Annotated in this window: 17 protein-coding genes; 9 read left to right on the forward strand and 8 right to left on the reverse strand. The window is 69.6% G+C overall.

Features of this window, described 5'->3' with window-relative positions; genetic code table 11:
• Positions 1-9: 9 nt before the first annotated feature.
• Positions 10-3,486 (reverse strand): YhaN family protein, encoded by a 3,477-nt coding sequence (locus tag CIW48_RS08860; RefSeq protein ID WP_149310471.1) that lies wholly within the window; start codon positions 3,484-3,486, stop codon positions 10-12.
• A 22-nt stretch (positions 3,487-3,508) separates the two neighbouring features.
• Positions 3,509-4,747 carry a DNA repair exonuclease gene (locus CIW48_RS08865; protein WP_149310472.1) on the reverse strand — a complete coding sequence of 413 codons (1,239 nt, stop codon included), beginning with the start codon at positions 4,745-4,747 and terminating at the stop codon, positions 3,509-3,511.
• 268 nt (positions 4,748-5,015) lie between these two features.
• Here CIW48_RS08865 and CIW48_RS08870 point away from each other — a divergent pair, with 268 nt between their 5' ends.
• The gene (locus CIW48_RS08870; protein ID WP_173009218.1) at positions 5,016-5,801 is read left to right on the forward strand and encodes an endonuclease/exonuclease/phosphatase family protein; all 786 of its coding nucleotides are present in this window, start codon (positions 5,016-5,018) and stop codon (positions 5,799-5,801) included.
• On the opposite strand, the gene CIW48_RS08875 is transcribed toward CIW48_RS08870, so the two are convergent.
• The 3 genes from CIW48_RS08875 to CIW48_RS08885 form a co-directional block, all read right to left on the reverse strand.
• Complete coding sequence (locus CIW48_RS08875; RefSeq protein ID WP_149310473.1) at positions 5,719-7,155, reverse strand: phospholipase D-like domain-containing protein; 1,437 nt, start codon at positions 7,153-7,155, stop codon at positions 5,719-5,721. The genes CIW48_RS08870 and CIW48_RS08875 overlap by 83 nt on opposite strands.
• A gap of 65 nt (positions 7,156-7,220) precedes the next feature.
• Positions 7,221-7,532, reverse strand: a complete 312-nt coding sequence (locus CIW48_RS08880; RefSeq protein ID WP_091779694.1) for a hypothetical protein — start codon at positions 7,530-7,532, stop codon at positions 7,221-7,223.
• Positions 7,533-7,659: 127 nt separating this feature from the next.
• The gene (locus CIW48_RS08885; protein WP_149310474.1) at positions 7,660-8,478 is read right to left on the reverse strand and encodes an enoyl-CoA hydratase; all 819 of its coding nucleotides are present in this window, start codon (positions 8,476-8,478) and stop codon (positions 7,660-7,662) included.
• A gap of 196 nt (positions 8,479-8,674) precedes the next feature.
• Between CIW48_RS08885 and CIW48_RS33180 the strand changes: the two genes are divergently transcribed.
• Positions 8,675-8,830 carry a DUF5993 family protein gene (locus CIW48_RS33180; RefSeq protein WP_173009211.1) on the forward strand — a complete coding sequence of 52 codons (156 nt, stop codon included), beginning with the start codon at positions 8,675-8,677 and terminating at the stop codon, positions 8,828-8,830.
• A gap of 12 nt (positions 8,831-8,842) precedes the next feature.
• Positions 8,843-9,418, forward strand: a complete 576-nt coding sequence (locus CIW48_RS08890; protein ID WP_149310475.1) for a disulfide bond formation protein B — start codon at positions 8,843-8,845, stop codon at positions 9,416-9,418.
• A 43-nt stretch (positions 9,419-9,461) separates the two neighbouring features.
• On the opposite strand, the gene CIW48_RS33855 is transcribed toward CIW48_RS08890, so the two are convergent.
• Positions 9,462-9,740, reverse strand: coding sequence for a hypothetical protein (locus tag CIW48_RS33855; protein ID WP_246695171.1), 279 nt, complete (start codon positions 9,738-9,740; stop codon positions 9,462-9,464).
• A gap of 479 nt (positions 9,741-10,219) precedes the next feature.
• Here CIW48_RS33855 and CIW48_RS08900 point away from each other — a divergent pair, with 479 nt between their 5' ends.
• Entirely contained in the window at positions 10,220-10,621 is a 402-nt protein-coding gene (locus CIW48_RS08900; RefSeq protein WP_149310489.1) for a hypothetical protein, read from the forward strand.
• Between the two features lie 15 nt (positions 10,622-10,636).
• Here CIW48_RS08900 and CIW48_RS08905 read toward each other — a convergent pair whose 3' ends face one another.
• The gene (locus CIW48_RS08905) at positions 10,637-11,326 is read right to left on the reverse strand and encodes a uracil-DNA glycosylase (protein WP_149310477.1); all 690 of its coding nucleotides are present in this window, start codon (positions 11,324-11,326) and stop codon (positions 10,637-10,639) included.
• A 281-nt stretch (positions 11,327-11,607) separates the two neighbouring features.
• On the opposite strand from CIW48_RS08905, the gene hemH reads away from it, so the two are divergent.
• Positions 11,608-12,690, forward strand: coding sequence for a ferrochelatase (hemH, locus tag CIW48_RS08910; protein ID WP_149310478.1), 1,083 nt, complete (start codon positions 11,608-11,610; stop codon positions 12,688-12,690).
• A gap of 92 nt (positions 12,691-12,782) precedes the next feature.
• Positions 12,783-12,941, forward strand: a complete 159-nt coding sequence (locus CIW48_RS33185; protein ID WP_173009220.1) for a hypothetical protein — start codon at positions 12,783-12,785, stop codon at positions 12,939-12,941.
• Positions 12,942-13,165: 224 nt separating this feature from the next.
• Here the strand turns inward: CIW48_RS33185 and CIW48_RS08915 are convergent, their stop codons facing one another.
• Positions 13,166-14,083 (reverse strand): peptidylprolyl isomerase, encoded by a 918-nt coding sequence (locus CIW48_RS08915; protein ID WP_149310479.1) that lies wholly within the window; start codon positions 14,081-14,083, stop codon positions 13,166-13,168.
• A gap of 261 nt (positions 14,084-14,344) precedes the next feature.
• Here CIW48_RS08915 and secA point away from each other — a divergent pair, with 261 nt between their 5' ends.
• The 3 genes from secA to CIW48_RS08930 all read left to right on the forward strand — a co-directional run.
• On the forward strand, positions 14,345-17,236 hold the full coding sequence (secA, locus tag CIW48_RS08920) for a preprotein translocase subunit SecA (RefSeq protein ID WP_149310480.1): 2,892 nt from the start codon (positions 14,345-14,347) through the stop codon (positions 17,234-17,236).
• Positions 17,237-17,243: 7 nt separating this feature from the next.
• The gene (gene bioD / locus CIW48_RS08925; RefSeq protein WP_149310481.1) at positions 17,244-17,915 is read left to right on the forward strand and encodes a dethiobiotin synthase; all 672 of its coding nucleotides are present in this window, start codon (positions 17,244-17,246) and stop codon (positions 17,913-17,915) included.
• Positions 17,916-18,029: 114 nt separating this feature from the next.
• Positions 18,030-18,227, forward strand: a 198-nt coding sequence (locus CIW48_RS08930; RefSeq protein WP_173009221.1) for a KUP/HAK/KT family potassium transporter, incomplete at its 3' end; no start/stop codon positions are given.

Raw genomic sequence — 18,227 nt, forward strand, 5'->3', positions numbered from 1 at the left:
CGGCCACTCCTAGAGCGCCACCACGTCCACGGCCGCGCCGAGCCTGTCGCGGGCGATCTCCGCGACATGGCGGTGGTGCGTGAACAGGATCGGCTGCACCCGGGTGCCGATTTCGGCGAGGGCATCCAGACCGTATCCGGTCCGGGTCTCGTCGAAGGTGGAGAACAGGTCATCGCCGATGAAGGGCGCCGGCTCGGCGCGGCCGGCGTAATCCTCCAAATAGGCCAGCCGAAGAGCGAGATAGAGCTGGTCGCGGGTGCCCTCGCTCATACCCTCGATCGCCACCGTGCCGCCCCCGGCGCGCTGCCCGGCGAGCTTCGGGGTGTCGGCCTCGTCGTAGATTTGCGCGAGCCCGGAGAATCCGCCGCCGGTGAGTGCGTGGAATAGGGCGCCCGCCCGGGCGACGAGCGGATCCTGTTGTCCCGCGCGATGGCGGGCCACCGCTTGCCCCAGCATCAATCCAGCGAGCCGCAGCACGGCCCAGGAGCGTGCGGCCTCTTGCAGATCCGCTTCCGCGGCCTTCCGCTCGGCGAGCGCCAGCTCGGCACCAGTACCGCCCTCCAGCTCAGCCCGCCGCCGCTCGGCCCGGTCACGGTCGGCGAAGATTACCTGGCCGCGTTCGGCCTGCTCGTCGGCCTCGAGCGCCAGCCGCGCCAGCTCAGCCTCGATGGCTTCCGGGGGCAGGGTCTCGAGACCGGCGCGCAACTCGGCTTCGGGGAGGCCATCGGCCGCACCGGCGAGGCTGCCGCGAAGCCGCAGACGCTCGGCACGGAGTTTCTCCCGCTCGCTCATGCGACTGAACAGGCGATCGATCTCCGAGATCGGCGCTGCGGCAAGGTCCGGCATCGCCTCGGCGACGTGCCGGAGGAGCAACGCCCGAGCCGAGTCGCGATGCTCGGCGGCGCTGCGATGCGCCGCTTCGGCCTCGTCGCGGCGACGGTCGAGCTCAACACGCCGCGCCTCGCGGGCCTGCGCGGCGACGAGGCGGCCGTGGAGCGTCCGGATCGCACCGGCGGGCGGCGCATCCACAAGATCGGGCGCCAGCGCCGCGACCAAGGCGGCCGCAGTGACCCGGAACGCCTCCATGTCCCGGCGGATCCCGGCCGACCGGCGCTGCAAGGCGGCTCGCTCCGCCAGCCGGTCCGGCACGTTCCGCCATGCTTCCAACGCACCCTCGGCCTCCTCGGGCGCGGCCTCGCTATCGAGCCCAAGGGGCAGCAGCGCCGCCGCCCATTCGGTCTGCCACGCCGCGCGTCGAGCGGCGGCCTCTGCGAGGGCCGCCTCCAGCCGCCCGGTTGCGGCCTGGGCAGCGCGAAGCAGGCCGCCGGTCTGAAGATTGGCCTCCCAGCGACTCGCCAGAGTGGCGACCCGCACTTCGAGGCCCTCCAGCGCGGCGGCGATCTCAAGCTCCGGCGCGGCGTCTAGCCCGGCGCGGGCGCGCAGATCGGCCAGCGGCGCCCGGGCGGCCTCAATCCGAGTCCCGAGGCGATCTGCCTCGATCTGCTGCTCGGCGAGCCGCTGCTCGGCTTCGATCAGGCTCTCCACTTCGGCGAGCCAAGCCGCCATCTCGGCCGGCGGCCCGGGCACCAGGCCGGCAGGCCGCCAAGCGTCCCGCCAAGCCGCCTCGCCAGCGGCAATTTCTGCGGCAAGACCTGCGAGAACATTGTCGGCCTGCACGGCCTCGGCCTCCTCGGTAGCAAGCCGCTCCAGGTCGACAGCGTGGGCGGCGACCCGGGCCGCGTCGGAGGCCCGCTCATCGGCGACGCGATCCGCCTCGATGAGCGCCCGCTCGAAGGCCGCAATCTCGGCGATTCCGGCTGATCGTCCGGCTGCGAGGGCATCGCGCAGCGGCGCGAAGGCGGCGTCTCGGCTCGCCCGCACCGCGTCGAGCCGCTCCCGGGTGGCGATGGGCCGGCCGGCCTCGCGCTCGCGAAGCCGCGCCCGGGTCACGGCGACCTGCCGACGCACCGCGTCACGACGATCGGCGGCCCGCTCATGCTCGCGCGTCTTGGCATCAAGACGCTGACGGTAATTGGCCACCGTGTCGGGAGCGGGCAGGGGCGTGCGAACAAGGACAGCGAGGTCGGCAACCGGCGGCGACAGCCGCTCAGCCTGATTGCGCAGAAGCGCTGCCTCCCGGCGGATCGTGGCATCGAGGGTGTCGCGGGCAGCGATCCATTCGTGCAACCGGACGAGTGGCTTCAGCGCCTCCCGCAGGGGGCTCGGATCCCGGGCTGCATCCGCCGCCTCCACTTCCCGGTTGAGGCGCTCTCGCTCAATGCGAGCGGCGGCGAGGTCGCGGGCGAGCTGGTCCTCAGCGGCCGCGAAGGTCCGGCCCTCGCGGATCAGGCGCTCGATCCGGACGCGCACGGCATCCGGGGGCTGCCGGGCCTCGAGCGCAGTGAGATCGGGCAGGCCGATCCGCGCGCGCAGCCGCTCCAGTTCCAGTCCGACCTTGTGGGCGTCACCCTCGATCCGCGGCAAATCGGTGCCGCCCTTCTCGAACTCCTTGGTGCCGCTGAACGCCGCCAGGATCTCGTCCGCGCGGTGAGTCAGCCCCGGTTCGACCGGCACCGCCTCGGCCTCGCTTCGGTTTCGTTCGAGCGCGGCTTCAGCCCGCGCTGCCTCGGCTTCCGCGGTGCGGCACGCGTCCAAGGCCGCACCGAGGCGAGCGATCCAGGTGGAATCCGCGTCGACGAGGTCGGTTTCGACAGCGATGCGCTGCTCCAGCGCGTCGATCTCGGCAATCATCGGCCGGACGCGCTTGAGCCGCTCCAGCCGGGCGCGCGCGACCGTGATCGCCTTCTGTTCGGCCCGCAGCGTCTCGAGCTGAGCGGCCGCTGCGGCGATCTCGTCATTCAGCGCACGCCAGTCACCGGCGCGCAGGCTCCGCTCGCGGATCGCCCGCCGGGCCAGCTCGTGGCGCTCCAGCGCCTGGTAGAAGGTCCGATGCTTGGCCTGGCGCGGGGCGAAGATGGCGTCGGCTTCTTGGTCGAGCGTCGTCTGCAACTCCGTAAGCCCGCGGAGGCCCGAGCCCGCCGCGAACAGGCTCGCGCCGACCTCGCCCTCCACGTCCACCATCTCGCGACCGCCGGCTCGGAGGCTCGCCGCGTCGAGGCCAAAGGCCCGGCAGAACACCGTCCGGGACAATCCGCCGAGGAACGGTGCCAGGGCATCGTCGGGGAGCGGTGCCTCGGCGGCGTCGATGAGGGTCCGGCTGTTGCCCTTTCGACGGCGGAAGGACAGCCGGCGGCCGTCGGCGGCGGCAATCTCCGCACCCAGACGCAACTGCGGCATGTCGTGCAGGAAGGCATAGGGCGTGGTCTTGCCGAAGCCGAACAGCAGGTCGGTGACCGCCGCCAGCGCGGTGCTCTTACCGGCCTCGTTGGCGCCCACTACGACGTGCAGGCGCGCGTCCGGCCGGAATTCGACGGTGCGGTCCGTGAAGGCGCCGTAGCGCTCAAGGGCGAGGCGGATCAGGCGCATCGGGGTTCCATGGACGATGGCCTCAGCAGTGCCGGCCGCCGAGGCGCCCGAGCACCAGCGCCTCCGCTTCGGCACAGAGCGCATCGAATTCCGCGTCGAGACCGGCCTCCGCCGCGGCGGTGCCGGGCATCCGGCCGCTGATCTCGGCCAGGGCTGCCTTCGCCCGCGCGCGGAATTCGGGATCCCGGTCGAGATCGGCCAGCAGCGCCGCGGGGTCGATGGCGGTACCGAAAGGCTCCCCTTGTGGGCGCGGGCGGCGGGTCTCGATCTTCAGGCGCTCCAGCCAGATGTCCTCGTGCAACCGGTGTGCAGCCGCCTGGATCTCGGCCGTCACAGACTCCCGATCGGCCGCAAGTGCGTCGTGAGCCCGGGTGGTGCCGACGAGGTGGATGCGGACCAGGAGCAGCCGGCGCGCCGCGACGGCAGCGAGCGGCTTCAGAGCCGCCTCGACGGCCTCCACGGCGCCGCGGGTATCGGCCGCCGCCGCGAGGTCGATTGTGATCCGCTCGAACCGCGCGCGGTCGAGGGGCAGGCGGCTGACGCCGCTCACCCGCCCGTCGGAGACGTCCACCACGACGGCGCCCTTCTCGCCGCACTCGCGCACGCTCCGGCCCTGGAGATTGCCGGGGAACACGATCCAGGGATCGCGGGACAGCTCCGCGTATTCGTGGATGTGGCCCAGCGCCCAGTACTCGTAGCCTCGAGCCGCGAGGTCGGCGACCGAACAGGGGGCGTAGGTCTCGTGGGCGGCGTGCCCCGTGCAGGAGGTGTGCAGGACCCCGAGGTTGAACCAGCCCGGCACGGCAGCCGGATAGGTGAGCGAGAGGTTCTCCTCCACGGCCCGGCCCTGGAAGCTGCGGCCGTGGATCGCGACGCGGAGCGCGTCGAGACGCAGGGTGCCGGCGCGGGCGGTCGGGAAGACGTGCACGGAAGCCGGCAGCGTGATCGAGCGCGTGATGACGCTCTCGGCGTCATGGTTGCCGCGCACGAGGATCGTCGGGATCCCGGCCCGGTCGAGGCGCGCCACCTGCCGGGCGAAGAACAGGCCGATCGTGGTGTCGACCCAGTCGCCGTCATAGACGTCACCGGCCACCACCACGAAGGCGACCGACCGCTCGATCGCTTGGCTCACCAGATCCTCGAAAGCCTGCCGCCCGGCCGAGGCCAGGCGCCGGGCGAGATCCGCGTCGCGCGCGGCGAGGCCGGAGAGCGGGCTGCCGAGATGCAGGTCGGCCGCGTGGATGAAGCTGAACGCCGTCATCGGTCTCCGGAATGGATCGGTGGTGACATGGGGGCGGCGATCCGGCAGGACCGTCGGCGCTACCATGCGGGCTCTTAGGCTGCCGAGAGGGTTCGCCTCAAGCGGCGTCCGGTGACGGGTTGTGCGGCAGCGAGGCTGGGCCCGGCGGCTTGTTACCGACTACAACGTGCCCGGCACCGGCGCGAATCCGATCGAACGTCCCGGCTCCAGGCGCGTTAGAGCGTGGCGGTGGCGGGAGCACCGCGGGTTGAGGTACGAGACCGGCTCGATGAATCCTGCTGCACGCCCGGTCCGCTCCAACCTCGCACCGTCACCTGCTACGCCAATCCGACCCGCCGATCGGCCGCATCAGCCCTTCAAGATCGTGAGCTGGAACCTGCTGCGGCGCACCGGCGCGGCGGTGGACGACGTCGCCGGCCTCGTCGCCCGGGAGAAACCCGATCTGCTGCTGATGCAGGAGGCGACCCGAGCCATCGGCTTCCTCCTGGACCGGATCGGCGGACATTACGCCTGGGCTCCCCTGCCAGGCCGGATACACGGCCTGGCCATGTGGAGCCCCAAACCCTGGCCGGCGCCCCCCCGGGTGATCACGCTGCCCTCAGGGGCGCTCGTGCACCGGGTCTGCCAGATCCTCGATCTCGGGGAGTTCGGCGTGGCCAATGTGCATCTGTCGCACGGCCAGATGCTGAACCGTCGGCAGCTGCGCCGCATCGTCAGCGAATTGCCCCCGCGAGCCGCCGTGCTCGGTGACTACAACATCGTCGGCCCCGCGCTGATCCCGGGTTTCCGCGATGTCGGACCGCGGCAATCGACCCACGCGATGGCCGAGGTTCTGCCCCTGCGGCTCGATCGCTGCCTCGCCCGCGGCCTCGTCTGCCACGCGCACGCGGTGCTGCCGCGGGGGCGCTCCGATCATCGGCCGATCGTCGTCCATCTTGGCCCGGCTCCCGAGGCGCATGCCCCCGGTCGGTTCAAAGGTATGGCAGCAGCAGTCGCACGCCTGCGTCGCGCAGACGGATCGGGAGGCCGCGCGCGGCGAGATCCTCCAGGCTGAGCCGCGCCTCCATCTTGCCGCGCATGAACCGGTCGAGGTCGGCGGCAAGCTCGGCGTCGACGATCTCGACATTCAATTCGAAGTTGAGACGGAAGCTGCGCATGTCCCAGTTGGCGCTGCCGACGAAGCACCAAACGTCGTCGACCACCATCGCCTTGGAATGGTCGAAGGGCGGCTCGTCGAGCCAGACTCGCACACCGGCCCGCAGGAGCGGCTCGAGATGCGCCCGCGTCGCCCAGTCGATGAACGGATGGTCACTGACCCGCGGGATGATCACATCGATCGTGATGCCTCGGGTTGCGGCCTGAGCCAGCGCGCCGGTCACCAGCTCGTCGGGCAGGAAGTAGGGCGTCACGAACCGCACCGAACGGCGCGCGCAGGCGAGCGCCTGGAGGATGACCTGCTCGATCTTCTCGACATCGGCATCCGGGCCGGAGGTCACGGCTCGAGCGACGCTCGGCCCGCACGGCTCGAGGTCCACGAACCACGGGGCGCCGTCGAGGCTCTCGCCGTCGACGAAGGCCCAGTCAGCCGCGAAGGCGGCGGCGAGCTGCTCGACCACGGGGCCGGTCAGCCGGAAATGGGTGTCGCGGATCGGGTGCTCCGGCTTCAGGGCGACGCGGTTCGGTTGGGAGATGTTGAGGCCGCCGGTGAAGGCGATGCGCCCGTCGAGGATCAGCAGCTTCTTGTGCGAACGCAGGTTGAGAAACGGCATCCGCCAGGGGAGGGCGGAGTGCATGAACAGGGCCGCCGGCACCCCGGCAGCCGTGAGGCGATGGTAGGCAGGCGCCCGGAAATAGCCGCCGCCGATCCCGTCGATGATGACGCGGACCTTCACGCCGCGACCCTGCGCCTCCACCAGGGCGTCGCAGAACTCGCGGCCGGTGGCGTCGTCCCGGAAGATGTAGCTCGATAGCCCGATGCTGGTCTGCGCCTCCCGGATCGCGGCCAGCATCACCGGATAGGCCGCATCGCCGTTGCGGAATATCTGCACAGTGTTGCCCGCGAAGGCCGGCAAACTGGTGATCCGCCGGATCGCACGGTCGAGGGGCCACAGAGCTTCCGGCACTACGGCGTCGTCGGTATCAGGCAGCTTCGTCGCGTCGGAGGGTTTCGTCCGCAGCCGCCGGGCGCGGCGCGAGACGCGATTGATACCGAAGGTGAGGTAGAGGGCGGTACCGAAGACCGGCGACAGCCATGCCAGTCCGATCCAACCCACCGCGACGCTGACCCGGCGTTTCCGCAGCAAAGCGTGCAGGGTGACGCCGATCGCCAGCGCGAAGCCGATCAGCGCCTCGACATCCGACCGCATCAGGGCGGTCGACTGGACCCAGCGGGTAAGCGCGTTTTCCAAGGTCACGGTATCCGGGTTGGCGTCGGGAGGCGCCGGATTAACCCGAAGCCCATGCGGCGGGCGGATTAATCCGCCGGCTTGGCCGGATGCGCAATGGTGGAGCCCGCGGCGGGCCGCTCGCAGCGATAGGGTCCGCTGCCATCGAGGGCCGCGTACAGAACCCGGCCGCCGGAGGCGATGCACCGCGCCTTGGCCTCGGCATAGGGCCTGTGGAAGCTCCAGATGGTGATCATCGGCCCGATCATGGCGAGGCAGACGCCCCCGAAGATCACGGCGGCGGCCCAGGTCGCGCCGTTGCGATTCGGCCTCGGCGGTCGCGGCGGCGGCATCGTGCCGTAGAAGGCCAGCGTCAGACCGAACAGGTCGATGGTGCTCATCAGCCGTTCCGCGTTGCGGCGCCGAGCCCGGCAGGATCGGACGGCCCCCTATCCTAGGGCAGGGCGACGCCATCACCTACGCGTGCGCGGCCGAACAGCCTGCGTCGTATCGCGCCAGGACGCGGGCTCACGGCTCCCAGCGGGGCCGCCGCTTGCCCAGGAAGGCGTCGATGCCCTCCTGGGCATCGGCCATCATCATGTTCCGGGTCATGACCTCGGCGGCGTAGCCGTAGGCGTCCTCCAGACCCATCTCGATCTGGCGGCCGAACGCCTCCTTGCCGATCGCCAGGACGCGACGGGCCTTTCCGGCGATCCGGACCGCGAGGGCGCCCACTGCCGCATCGAGATCGGCCTCCGGCACGACGCGGTTGACGAGCCCGATCCGCAGAGCCTCCGCGGCGTCGATCGGCTCGCCCGACAGCAGCATCTCCATTGCGGCCTTGCGCGATACGGCCCGCGACAGGGCGACCATCGGGGTCGAGCAGAACAGGCCGATCTGCACGCCCGGCGTGGCGAAGCGGGCCGTCTCGGTGCAGACGGCGAGATCGCAGGTCGCGACGAGCTGACAGCCGGCTGCGGTGGCGATCCCATGCACCCGTGCGATCACCGGTTGTGGCAGCCGCGTGAGGCTCAGCATGAGCCGGGCGCAGGTGCGGAATACCGTCTCCGTCGCTGCCCGGGACGGATCGGCCCGCATCTCCTTGAGATCGTGCCCGGCGCAGAAGGCAGGCCCAGCTGACTGCAGGACCACGACTCGCACAGTAGCATCCTGGCGGATTGCGTCGAGCTGTTCCTGGAGAGCCTCCATCAGGGCCATCGACAGGGCATTGCGGGCCTGAGGTCGGTTAAGCGTCAAGGTCGCGATCCCGTCGGCATCGCTGCGCAGCAGGACTGACGCCTCCTGGGTCGTCCCGACGGAGGAAGCCGTGGCAAGGGCTGCGGACATGGCGGCATCTCCCGGCGCCGGCCTCCCTGGCATGGAGCCGGTCTTGTGGGGCTAGGATAGCACGCGGGTCCGGGGTCGGCGATGCCGCAGCGGCAGGCCAAGCCGTCAGCAAAGCTTAAACAGCCCCTGAGGCAAGCTTCCCTCGCAGAGGCGGAGTCGGATCATCCGACGGCCGCCCCAGAGCGGAGCGTTGTCGATGATGGTTCTGCCCTTCGTCGGGTTTGCCGGGAGCGCGGCGGCCATCCTGAGCGGACGGCGCGGCGTCGCCCTCGGTCTATGGGTTGTGTCGCTGATCGGCACGCTCGCGTTGTTTGCCGCGCATGCCACCGCCACGCTCCAACTCAACTTCTGAGCGGAGCACACGATGACATCTTACCAGGTCCGCCTCTTCAACGCCCTGGGGCTGCTCGGCTGCTGCGCCGCCCTCATCGTGGCTTTCTGGTATCAGTTTCACGGTGGTGAATTGCCGTGTCCGCTGTGCCTCCTTCAGCGGGCGGCCTTCGCGGCGGCAGCCATCGGCTTTGCGCTCAACGTCCGCTTCGGTCCACGACCGTCACATTACGCGGTCACAATCCTCGGCGCCATGGCGGGGGCGGCTGTGTCGGCGCGGCAGGTCGCCCTGCACATCGTACCAGGGACCGGCGGCTTCGGATCGACCCTGTTCGGCCTGCACTTCTACACCCTCGCACTCATTTCCTTCGTGGCGATGAGCGTCGGGGTGGGCGTGCTGCTCCTGGACGATCGGATCCTCGAATCCGAATCACGCTCCCTGCGCGGACGATCCGGCCCCCTCGGAACCGCCTGCCTGCTGCTGTTCCTGGGCGTTGTTCTTGCCAATGCCGTCTCGACGGCCGCGGAATGCGGCAGCGGTCTCTGCCCGGACGACCCCACCCGCTACGAGGCCCTCGAAGGCTGGCGGCAGAACTTCCGCTGGCGCTGAAGCACCAGCTCGGACCGGAGCCGCCTAAGCGAGTGAGGGTCTCTCAGGCCTGCTCGGCGAGGGCGAGGTTGAGGCTCGCGAAGTCGGCGCCCGGCCCGTTCCACCACAGAGCAGGATAGTCGCAGAGCCGGCCCATCACGCCGGCATAAACGTCGGCGAGGGCGGTATCGACGACAACCAGCACGGCTGCCGACTGGGCGAGCGCGTCGGCCAGCGCCTGCTCGCGGCCCGCGCAGTCGAGGCTGACGACGCGCAGGCCCAGGCGGGTGAGCCCGAGGCGCATGGCCTCCGCCTGCCCGAGATCCTGCACCAAGAGGGCCACGGCCTCACCGGCCCGCAGGCCCTCACCCCAGGCCCAGCGGGAAAAGCGATGTGGGCATATCGTGGCGGATATGGCCGGCGCAGTGCGCCGATCCGTGGAGGCGGCTCCGGACGCGCCCGCCCGGACGCGCTGGTGGTCGGTGTCCCGAGCCGGGACGGGGATAGAGGCCGCAGGAGAATGGACGCCGAACATGCGATGCGGACCGCCTGAAACTGGACACACTGCAGGTCCTGGCGTGACGCGAGCAGGTTAACACTCTCTCACATGTTGGCGTTCCGCCGAAAAACGGCCGTCTTTTCGTCCGCGCGACGGGCAGGGCACTGAACCTATGGCCAACGGGTCGTGAACGGCGACGCTCGCATTGCCGGCAACTTCGGTCGCATTGGCGCGCGCGCGGGACCGGCCTATGTCCCGGCCGCCAGAGGCAGCCCGCGAGAGGCTGCCCACGATCGAGGAAACCGCCGCGCATGCGCTTCACAATGACCCGACCTTGCCTCTTCGCCGGGCTCACGCTCGCGGCCATGCCGGCGCAGGCGCAGATCCGGAACGCCCCGGCACCGCGGGCCCTGGAATTCGCCGCCTACATCTTCGCCGCCTCGAACGTCTGCGGCTACCGGATCGGCAGCGACCAGTTCGAGGCATTGCTCGCCAAGCAGAACGTCCAGATCGGGGACGTCCAGCCCCGGGGGCCGTTCGGCAACCGGGTCCAGACCATGTTCACGCTGATGTCGAACCAGATGGCGCAGAACCGCGATCAGGCGTGTCTCGCCGTGGCGGGCGAGTATGGGCCCGAGGGCACGGTGGCCAAGAACGTGCTCCTGCCCGCAGGCCAGGAGCCCTCCGCTCCAGCCAAACCCGCCGAGCCCGCCAAGCCACAGTAGGTCTCGGCGCCTCCTTCAGCCGAGGCGCCAATCGATCGGGCGGCGGCCATGCTCGAGGAGCCAGCGATTGGCCCGGCCGAAAGGGTCGGAGCCGGGAAAATCCCGGGCGCGGTTGAGTGGCGAGGGGTGGCCGCTCTCGAACACGCCGTGGCGGCTCGCGTCGATCAGCGCGGCCCTGGCCCGCGCCTGAGTGCCCCAGAGGAGGAATACGGCTGGCTCCGAACGCGCTGAGACGGCGCTCACCGCCTGGTCGGTGAGCGCGGCCCAGCCGTAGCGCAGATGCGCGCCGGCTTTGGCGGCTTCGACGGTCAGCGCGCTGTTGAGCAGGAGGACGCCCTGCCGAGCCCAGGCGCTCAGGTCCCCACCGGCGGCGGGGTCGGATCCGGCCTCCGCGAGAATCGCCTTCAGCGAGGCAGGCAAGCGGCCCGAGCCCACGAATGAGAAGGCGAGGCCGTTCGCGTCGCCCGGGGTCGGGTAGGGATCCTGTCCGAGGATCACGGCCTGCACGTTCCGCAGCGGCGTCTCGGCCAGAGCGTGGAAGATCCGGTCCGGAGCAGGGAGCACGCGGGCGCCCGCGGCGATTCGCGCGTCGACTCGGGCCGCCACGGCGTCGGCCTGCCCGTCGGTGAAGAACGGCAGCGCCAGCCAGGGTGAGGCGGAGGCGCGGAAGGCGGCGAGGGCGTCGGCCACGGGCGTATCGGTCATGGTCTCTCGCGGTCAGCTTCTGCGCCGAGATAGGGGGCGCCGGGATTCCATCACCCGGGCGGCGGTTGCGGCCCGGAGCCGCCCGTGTTTAGGGACAGGGGTCGAGTGTGCCGCACACCGCTGTGCGGCATGGCGCGTCCGGTCTTCGCCGGGCGGCTTCGCACCCTACATGTAGCGCACCCGACGGGGTTTAAGCCTCCGGCCAAGCTCAGGCATAAGCGCCGGCCGCCGGATATCGGAAACCAGAGGAAGGACTCGGCGCGCGGCGCCGGAACGCTGCCATGAACGAACGCGTCGAACCCGCCGCGCTGGCGAATGGCCGGCCCCTCGCACCGCTCGCGCCCGCGGCCGATACGCTGCCGGCCGACCACCCGAAGGTGGCCTGGGGCCGCGTCGGCGTGCTGCTGATGAATCTCGGGACGCCCGAGGGCACGACCTACTGGCCCATGCGCCGGTATCTCAAGGAGTTCCTGTCGGATCGGCGGGTGATCGAGGTGCCGCGGCTGATCTGGTGGCCGCTCCTCAACCTGATCATCCTGACGAAGCGTCCCGGGCCGAAAGGTCGCGACTATGCGAGCGTATGGAACAACGCGCTGAACGAGGGGCCGCTGAAGACCATTACCCGCGGCCAGTCCGAGCGGCTCCAGGCAGCCATGGGTGAGTCCGTGGTAGTCGACTGGGCGATGCGCTACGGCAAGCCCGAGGTGGCCGGCCGGATCCAGGCGCTGCTCGATCAGGGCTGCGACCGTATCCTGCTGGTGCCGCTCTACCCGCAATATGCCGCCGCCACTTCGGCCACGGCCTGCGATCAGGCGTTCCGGGCGCTGATGGACATGCGCTGGCAGCCGACGGTGCGCGTCTCACCACCCTACCACGACGACCCGGTCTACATCGCCGCCATGGCCGACTCGATCCGCGATGGTCTGGCCAAGCTCGATTTCGAGCCGGAGGTGATCCTCACCTCGTTTCACGGTGTGCCGCGGAGCTACCTGCTCAAGGGCGATCCGTACCATTGCCAGTGCCACAAGACCGGCCGGCTGATCCGCGAGGCGCTCGGTCTGTCGCCGGAGAAGATGCGCGTGACCTTCCAGTCGCGCTTCGGCAACGAGGAATGGCTGAAGCCCTACACCGACGAGACGGTGATGGAACTGGCGAAGTCGGGCGTGAAGCGGATGGCAATCGTTGCCCCGGGCTTCACGGCGGATTGCCTGGAGACCCTGGAAGAACTCGACGGCGAGAACCGCCACTATTTCGAGGATAACGGCGGCGAGCACTTCGCCTACATCCCCTGCCTGAACGACAGCGATCTCGGCATGCGCGTGATCGAGCACGTAGTGCGCCGCGAGCTTCAGGGCTGGATCTGAGATCCGGGCCGGGTACCGCTTGCGGCGGGGCCCGGCCCCCCTATTATTTTCCTAAGCCGGACGGGCACATCGGTTCGGCACGGGAGGATCACATGGCGTTCTTCATCGGCATCGCGTGTCCGTGGCTGCTGATCGCGGTGCTCGACCGGATCGCCGAGGGGCGCCGCAGTGCCGAACTCGCTGCTCTGGGGGTCACGCCCCAGCCCGCGACGGCGCAATCCAGCTACCTTGTCCCGGATCGGCCGTATTGACCGGACACGCGGCGCCGGGGTTGAGGCGCGCGACAGATTCGTTTCGCACTGTCCCCACGAGCGGGGTGAAGAGACGCGGGGTAGCGCAACGCCGGGAAGCGTAACGCCCGATGGATCACCTAAAGCCGCGCGCGCCATCACCGCCGCCCGTCGGGCTCAATCGGCCCGACGTCGCGTTACCGCGAGTTCGGCGTCGCGACGGACGTGTCATCGCTCGAGACCGCTTACGGCTTCTTCGGCTCGGGCGCAGTCTCGGCCGCGGCCGGAGGCGCGTCCGTGCGGTCGATCTTCGCCTCCGAACGCAGCTTCAGGATCATGTCCTGCTGCGCCTTCCGGATCAGGTGCTGGTCGATCTGATCCTTTAGCTCGTCGAAAGTCGGCTGCGGCTTAGTCCGCTTCTCCTCGACCTTGATGACGTGCCAGCCGAACTGGGTCTTGATCGGATCGGATACCTGTCCCGGTTTCATCGCGAAGGCGGCGTTGGCGAAGTCCGGCACCATCCGCTCCTTAGTGAACCAGCCGAGATCGCCGCCTTCGGTTTTCGAGCCCGGATCTTTCGAAGTCTCGGCCGCGACCTTGGCGAAATCCTCGCCGCCCTTGATGCGGGCGGCGATCTTCTTCGCCTCCACCTCGTTGTCGACGAGGATATGGCGGGCATGCACCTCCTCCTCTGGCTTCATCAGCTTGACAGTCTGGTCGTAGATCGCGTGCTCGGCCTCGGGCGTGACGGCGCGCTTGGCCTCCTGCTCCAGGTAGTCGTCGAGCAGGAGCTTGTCGCGGAAGTAGGCGAGCTTGCGCTTGAACTCCGGCGTGTCGCCGATCTTGGCGGCCTCGGCCGCCTGCGCACCGACGCGCAGGTCGACCATGTAGTCGACCAGCAGGCTCTTCTTCTGCGCCTCGTCGACGCCGGGCAGCGACAGGGCCGGGTCGTCGGCCGCGATGGCGAGATCGCCCTGCGTGATCGGCTTGCCGTTCACGCTCGCCACAACTGAATCCGCGCTCGGCACGGCAGCCGGAGCAGCGGCCGGCGTGTTGGCGGCCGGTGTCGGGCTCTTCTGGGGCGCCTGGGCCAGCGCCAGTCCCGGCATCGCGATCATGACGGCGAGCGCGCTGACGCGCCGGAGAAGGGCGGTGTTCGGCATACGGGCGAAGTCCTCGGCTCACGTCTCGGCGCCGCGCCGGATCGGCCGGGCGGCAGGCCGCGGCACAGGTGGCCCGCATGGGGCGAGAAGGCAAGCGCGGCCGTTTCAGCGATGCCGGAACCGTGACCGTACTGGCGTGCGTTGAGGGCTGCCCCTTCCAGGTGCGCCGGGCGATGTTTACCTCTATAAGCCCGGCCAACTCCGTCCAGGCCGGCCCGCCACGCTTACTCGTGGGCGGGCTCGCGCGTCCGCAGGTCTATGATGCTCGGCTCCATCGCCAAGAAGATTTTCGGCTCCTCGAACGACCGCCGCGTCAAGGGCTACCGCCCGCGCGTGGCGCAGATCAACGCGCTGGAACCGGAGATTCAGGCCCTTTCGGACGAGGCGCTGCGCGCCCGCACCGACATGCTGAAGGCCGAGCTCGCCAACGGCAAGAGCCTCGACGACATCCTGGTGCCGGCCTTTGCTACGGTGCGTGAGGCAGCCAAGCGCGTCTTCGGCCAGCGCCATTTCGACGTGCAGCTCATCGGCGGCATGGTGCTTCACGAGGGCGGCATCGCCGAGATGAAGACCGGCGAGGGCAAGACTCTGGTGGCGACGCTGCCGGTCTACCTTAATGCTCTGGAGGGCAAGGGCGTCCACGTCGTCACCGTCAACGACTACCTTGCCGCCCGTGACGCCGAGTGGATGGGCCAGCTCTACCGCTTCCTGGGGCTCTCGGTCGGCACCATCGTCCACGGGCTCGACGACGCGCAGCGCAAGGACGCCTATGCCTGCGACATCACCTATGGCACCAACAACGAATACGGGTTCGACTACCTGCGCGACAACATGAAGTACGAGCTGTCGCAGCTCGCCCAGCGGGGGCACAACTTCGCGATCGTGGACGAGGTCGATTCGATCCTGATCGACGAGGCGCGCACGCCGCTGATCATCTCGGGCCCGGTGGACGACCGCTCGGAGCTCTACGTCTCGGTCGACGCGATCATGCCCCGGCTGGTGCGCGAGCATTACGACCTGGACGAGAAGCAGCGCACGGTCTCGCTCACCGAGCTGGGCAACGAGTTCGTGGAGGAGACCCTGCGCGAGGTCGGCCTGCTCAAGGAGGGCGACCTTTACGACGCGCACAACGTCAGTCTCGTGCACCACGTGAACCAAGCGCTGCGCGCCAACACGCTGTTCACCCGCGACAAGGACTACATCGTTAAGAACGACGAGGTGGTGATCATCGACGAGTTCACCGGCCGCATGATGCAGGGCCGGCGCTACTCGGAAGGGCTCCATCAGGCGCTGGAGGCCAAGGAGCGGGTCACGATCCAGCCCGAGAACCAGACGCTCGCCTCGATCACCTTCCAGAATTATTTCCGCCTCTACAAGAAGCTGGCCGGCATGACCGGCACAGCCTCGACCGAGGCCGACGAGTTCGCCGAGATCTACAAGCTCGACGTGGTCGATATCCCGACCAACAAGGAGGTCGAGCGCGTCGACGAGGATGACGAGGTCTACCGCACGGTCGGCGAGAAGTACGACGGCATCATCGCGGAGATCGACAAGGCGCATAGCCGCCACCAGCCGATCCTGGTCGGCACCGGCTCAATCGAGAAGTCGGAGCACCTCGCCGAGATGCTGAAAAAGGCCGGCTACACCCTGCTCGACTATTCGGACCCCAACGCGCTGACCGACGTCTACGCCGCCGCCCGCGAGGGCCGGGTGACCAAGCGCTTCGCCGTGCTTAACGCCCGCTTCCACGAGCAGGAGGCCTACATCGTCGCAGAGGCCGGCGTGCCCGGCGCAATCACCATCGCCACCAATATGGCCGGCCGGGGCACCGACATCAAACTCGGCGGCAACGTCGAGATGCGGGTCGAGAAGGAGCTCGCGGGCATTCCGGAGGGGCCGGAGCGCGACGCGGCCATCGAGGCGATCAAGGCCGAGATCGCCGAGAACCGCGCCAAGGTGCTGGCCTCCGGCGAACCCGCCGATCCCGAGGCGGGCCGGAAGAAGGCGCTGCCCGGCGGCCTCTACATCATCGGCACCGAGCGCCACGAATCCCGGCGCATCGACAACCAGCTCCGCGGCCGCTCCGGCCGCCAGGGCGATCCCGGCCGCTCGAAATTCTACCTGTCGCTCCAGGACGACCTGATGCGCATCTTCGGCTCCGACCGCATGGACGGCATGCTGCAGAAGCTCGGCCTGGAGCAGGGCGAGGCGATCATCCACCCGTGGATCAACAAGGCGATCGAGAAGGCGCAGCAGAAGGTCGAGGCGCGCAACTTCGACATGCGCAAGAACGTGCTGAAATACGACAACGTCATGAACGACCAGCGCAAGGTCGTGTTCGAGCAGCGCCGCGACTTCATGGGCCAGGACAGCGTCCGGGAGACCGTGGACGAGATGCGCGAGGGCGTGATCGACGATCTGGTCGCCCGGCACATTCCGGAGAACGCCTATGCCGAGCAGTGGGATGTGGCCGGCCTGCACGAGCAGGTGAAGGAGATCCTCAACCTGGACGTGCCGGTCGAGGACTGGGCCAAGGAGGAGGGCATCGCCGACGAGGAGATGCGCGAGCGCCTGATGAAGGTGGCCGAGACGGCCTATGCCGAGCGGACCGAGAAGAACGGTGCCGAGGTCACGGCCTATATCGAGAAGCAAGTCCTGCTCCAGACTCTCGACCACCTGTGGCGTGAGCACCTCGTGACCCTCGACCACCTGCGGCAGGTGATCGGCTGGCGCGGCTTCGCCCAGCGCGACCCGCTGAACGAGTACAAATCCGAGGCCTTCGACCTGTTCAACGGGCTCGTGACCGCCCTGCGCGAGCAGGTCACCGCGCAGCTCTCGCGTGTCGAAATCATGATGCAGGAGCCGCCGGCGGAATTTTCGGCCGGCGGTCCGGCGCTGCCACCGATGTTCGCCCAGCATCTCGATCCGGTCACCGGCGAGAACGAGATGGATTATGCCGGATTCGGCTCGGGCAGCGACGGTGGTGCCGGTCCGGCCTATGGTTTTGCCGCGCAGAGCCTCGCGGCGGACGGCGCCGTGCTGGAGCGGGACCCGACCGACGCTGCCACCTGGGGCCGCGTCGGCCGCAACGAGCCTTGCCCCTGTGGCTCGGGCAAGAAGTACAAGCACTGTCACGGCAGTCTCCAGGCCTGAGGCTCAGATGCCCGCGCGGGCGCTGTTCATCGCCGGGGCCGGAACCGAGATCGGCAAGACCTACGTCACCGCCGCCCTGACCCGCCGCCTGCGGGCGCAGGGCCGGGCGGTCCGGACGGTGAAGCCGCTCGCCAGCGGTGTCCCGCCGCTGAGCGATCCCGGCTTCATCGAGAGCGACACCGCCCGGCTGCTGGACGCGCAGAGCATCGTCCTTGACGAGGAAGCCGTGGAATCCTGCTCGCCGTGGCGGTTCTCGGCGCCGCTCTCGCCTGATCAGGCCGCCGTGCTGGAGGGGCGATCCCTCGACCTCTCCGAACTCGTCGGCTGGTGCCGTGGGCAGCTCGCCCGCACGGAGGGCACGCTACTCATCGAGGGCGTCGGCGGGCTCATGAGCCCGGTCACCGAGGCCGCGACCGGCCTGGACTGGCTCCGGGCGCTCGGCGTACCCGCGCTTCTCGTATCCGGAAGCTATCTCGGGGCCATCAGCCACGCGCTCACCGCCTGCGAGACTCTGCGTTTCCACGCGGTGCCGCTGCGCGCGGTGGCGGTCAGCGAAAGCCCAAGCGCGCCGGCGCCCGCCGCGACCGTGGCTGCCGCGATCGCCCGGCACGCCGGCGTCCCCGTCTTCTGCCTGCGCCGCGGCGACGCCTGCCCGGAAGAACTCGCCGGCCTGATCTGATCGCCGCCGGTTGGTTGCTGGACGGCACGGCGGCTGCTCCTAGCTTCACCGCTGCGGCGTCGCACCCGGCGCCCGAATCGTCGAGGCCGGGTCGCACCCTCGGGGAGCCATGCGTTGAGCCAGACCCTTGCCCCGGCGGCGAGTCCCCGGCCCGAGGCCGGCACGGCCGAGCCGGGAACGGCCCGCGATCGGCTTCGACCCGCCCTCATCCTGGGCGCGCTGGGTGTCGTGTACGGCGACATTGGCACGAGCCCGCTCTACGCGTTCAAGGAGGCCGTGAAGGCGGCGACCGCCGGCGGCGCGGCCGTGCCG

The organism is Methylobacterium sp. P1-11, from assembly GCF_008329595.1.
Taxonomy (GTDB): domain Bacteria; phylum Pseudomonadota; class Alphaproteobacteria; order Rhizobiales; family Beijerinckiaceae; genus Methylobacterium.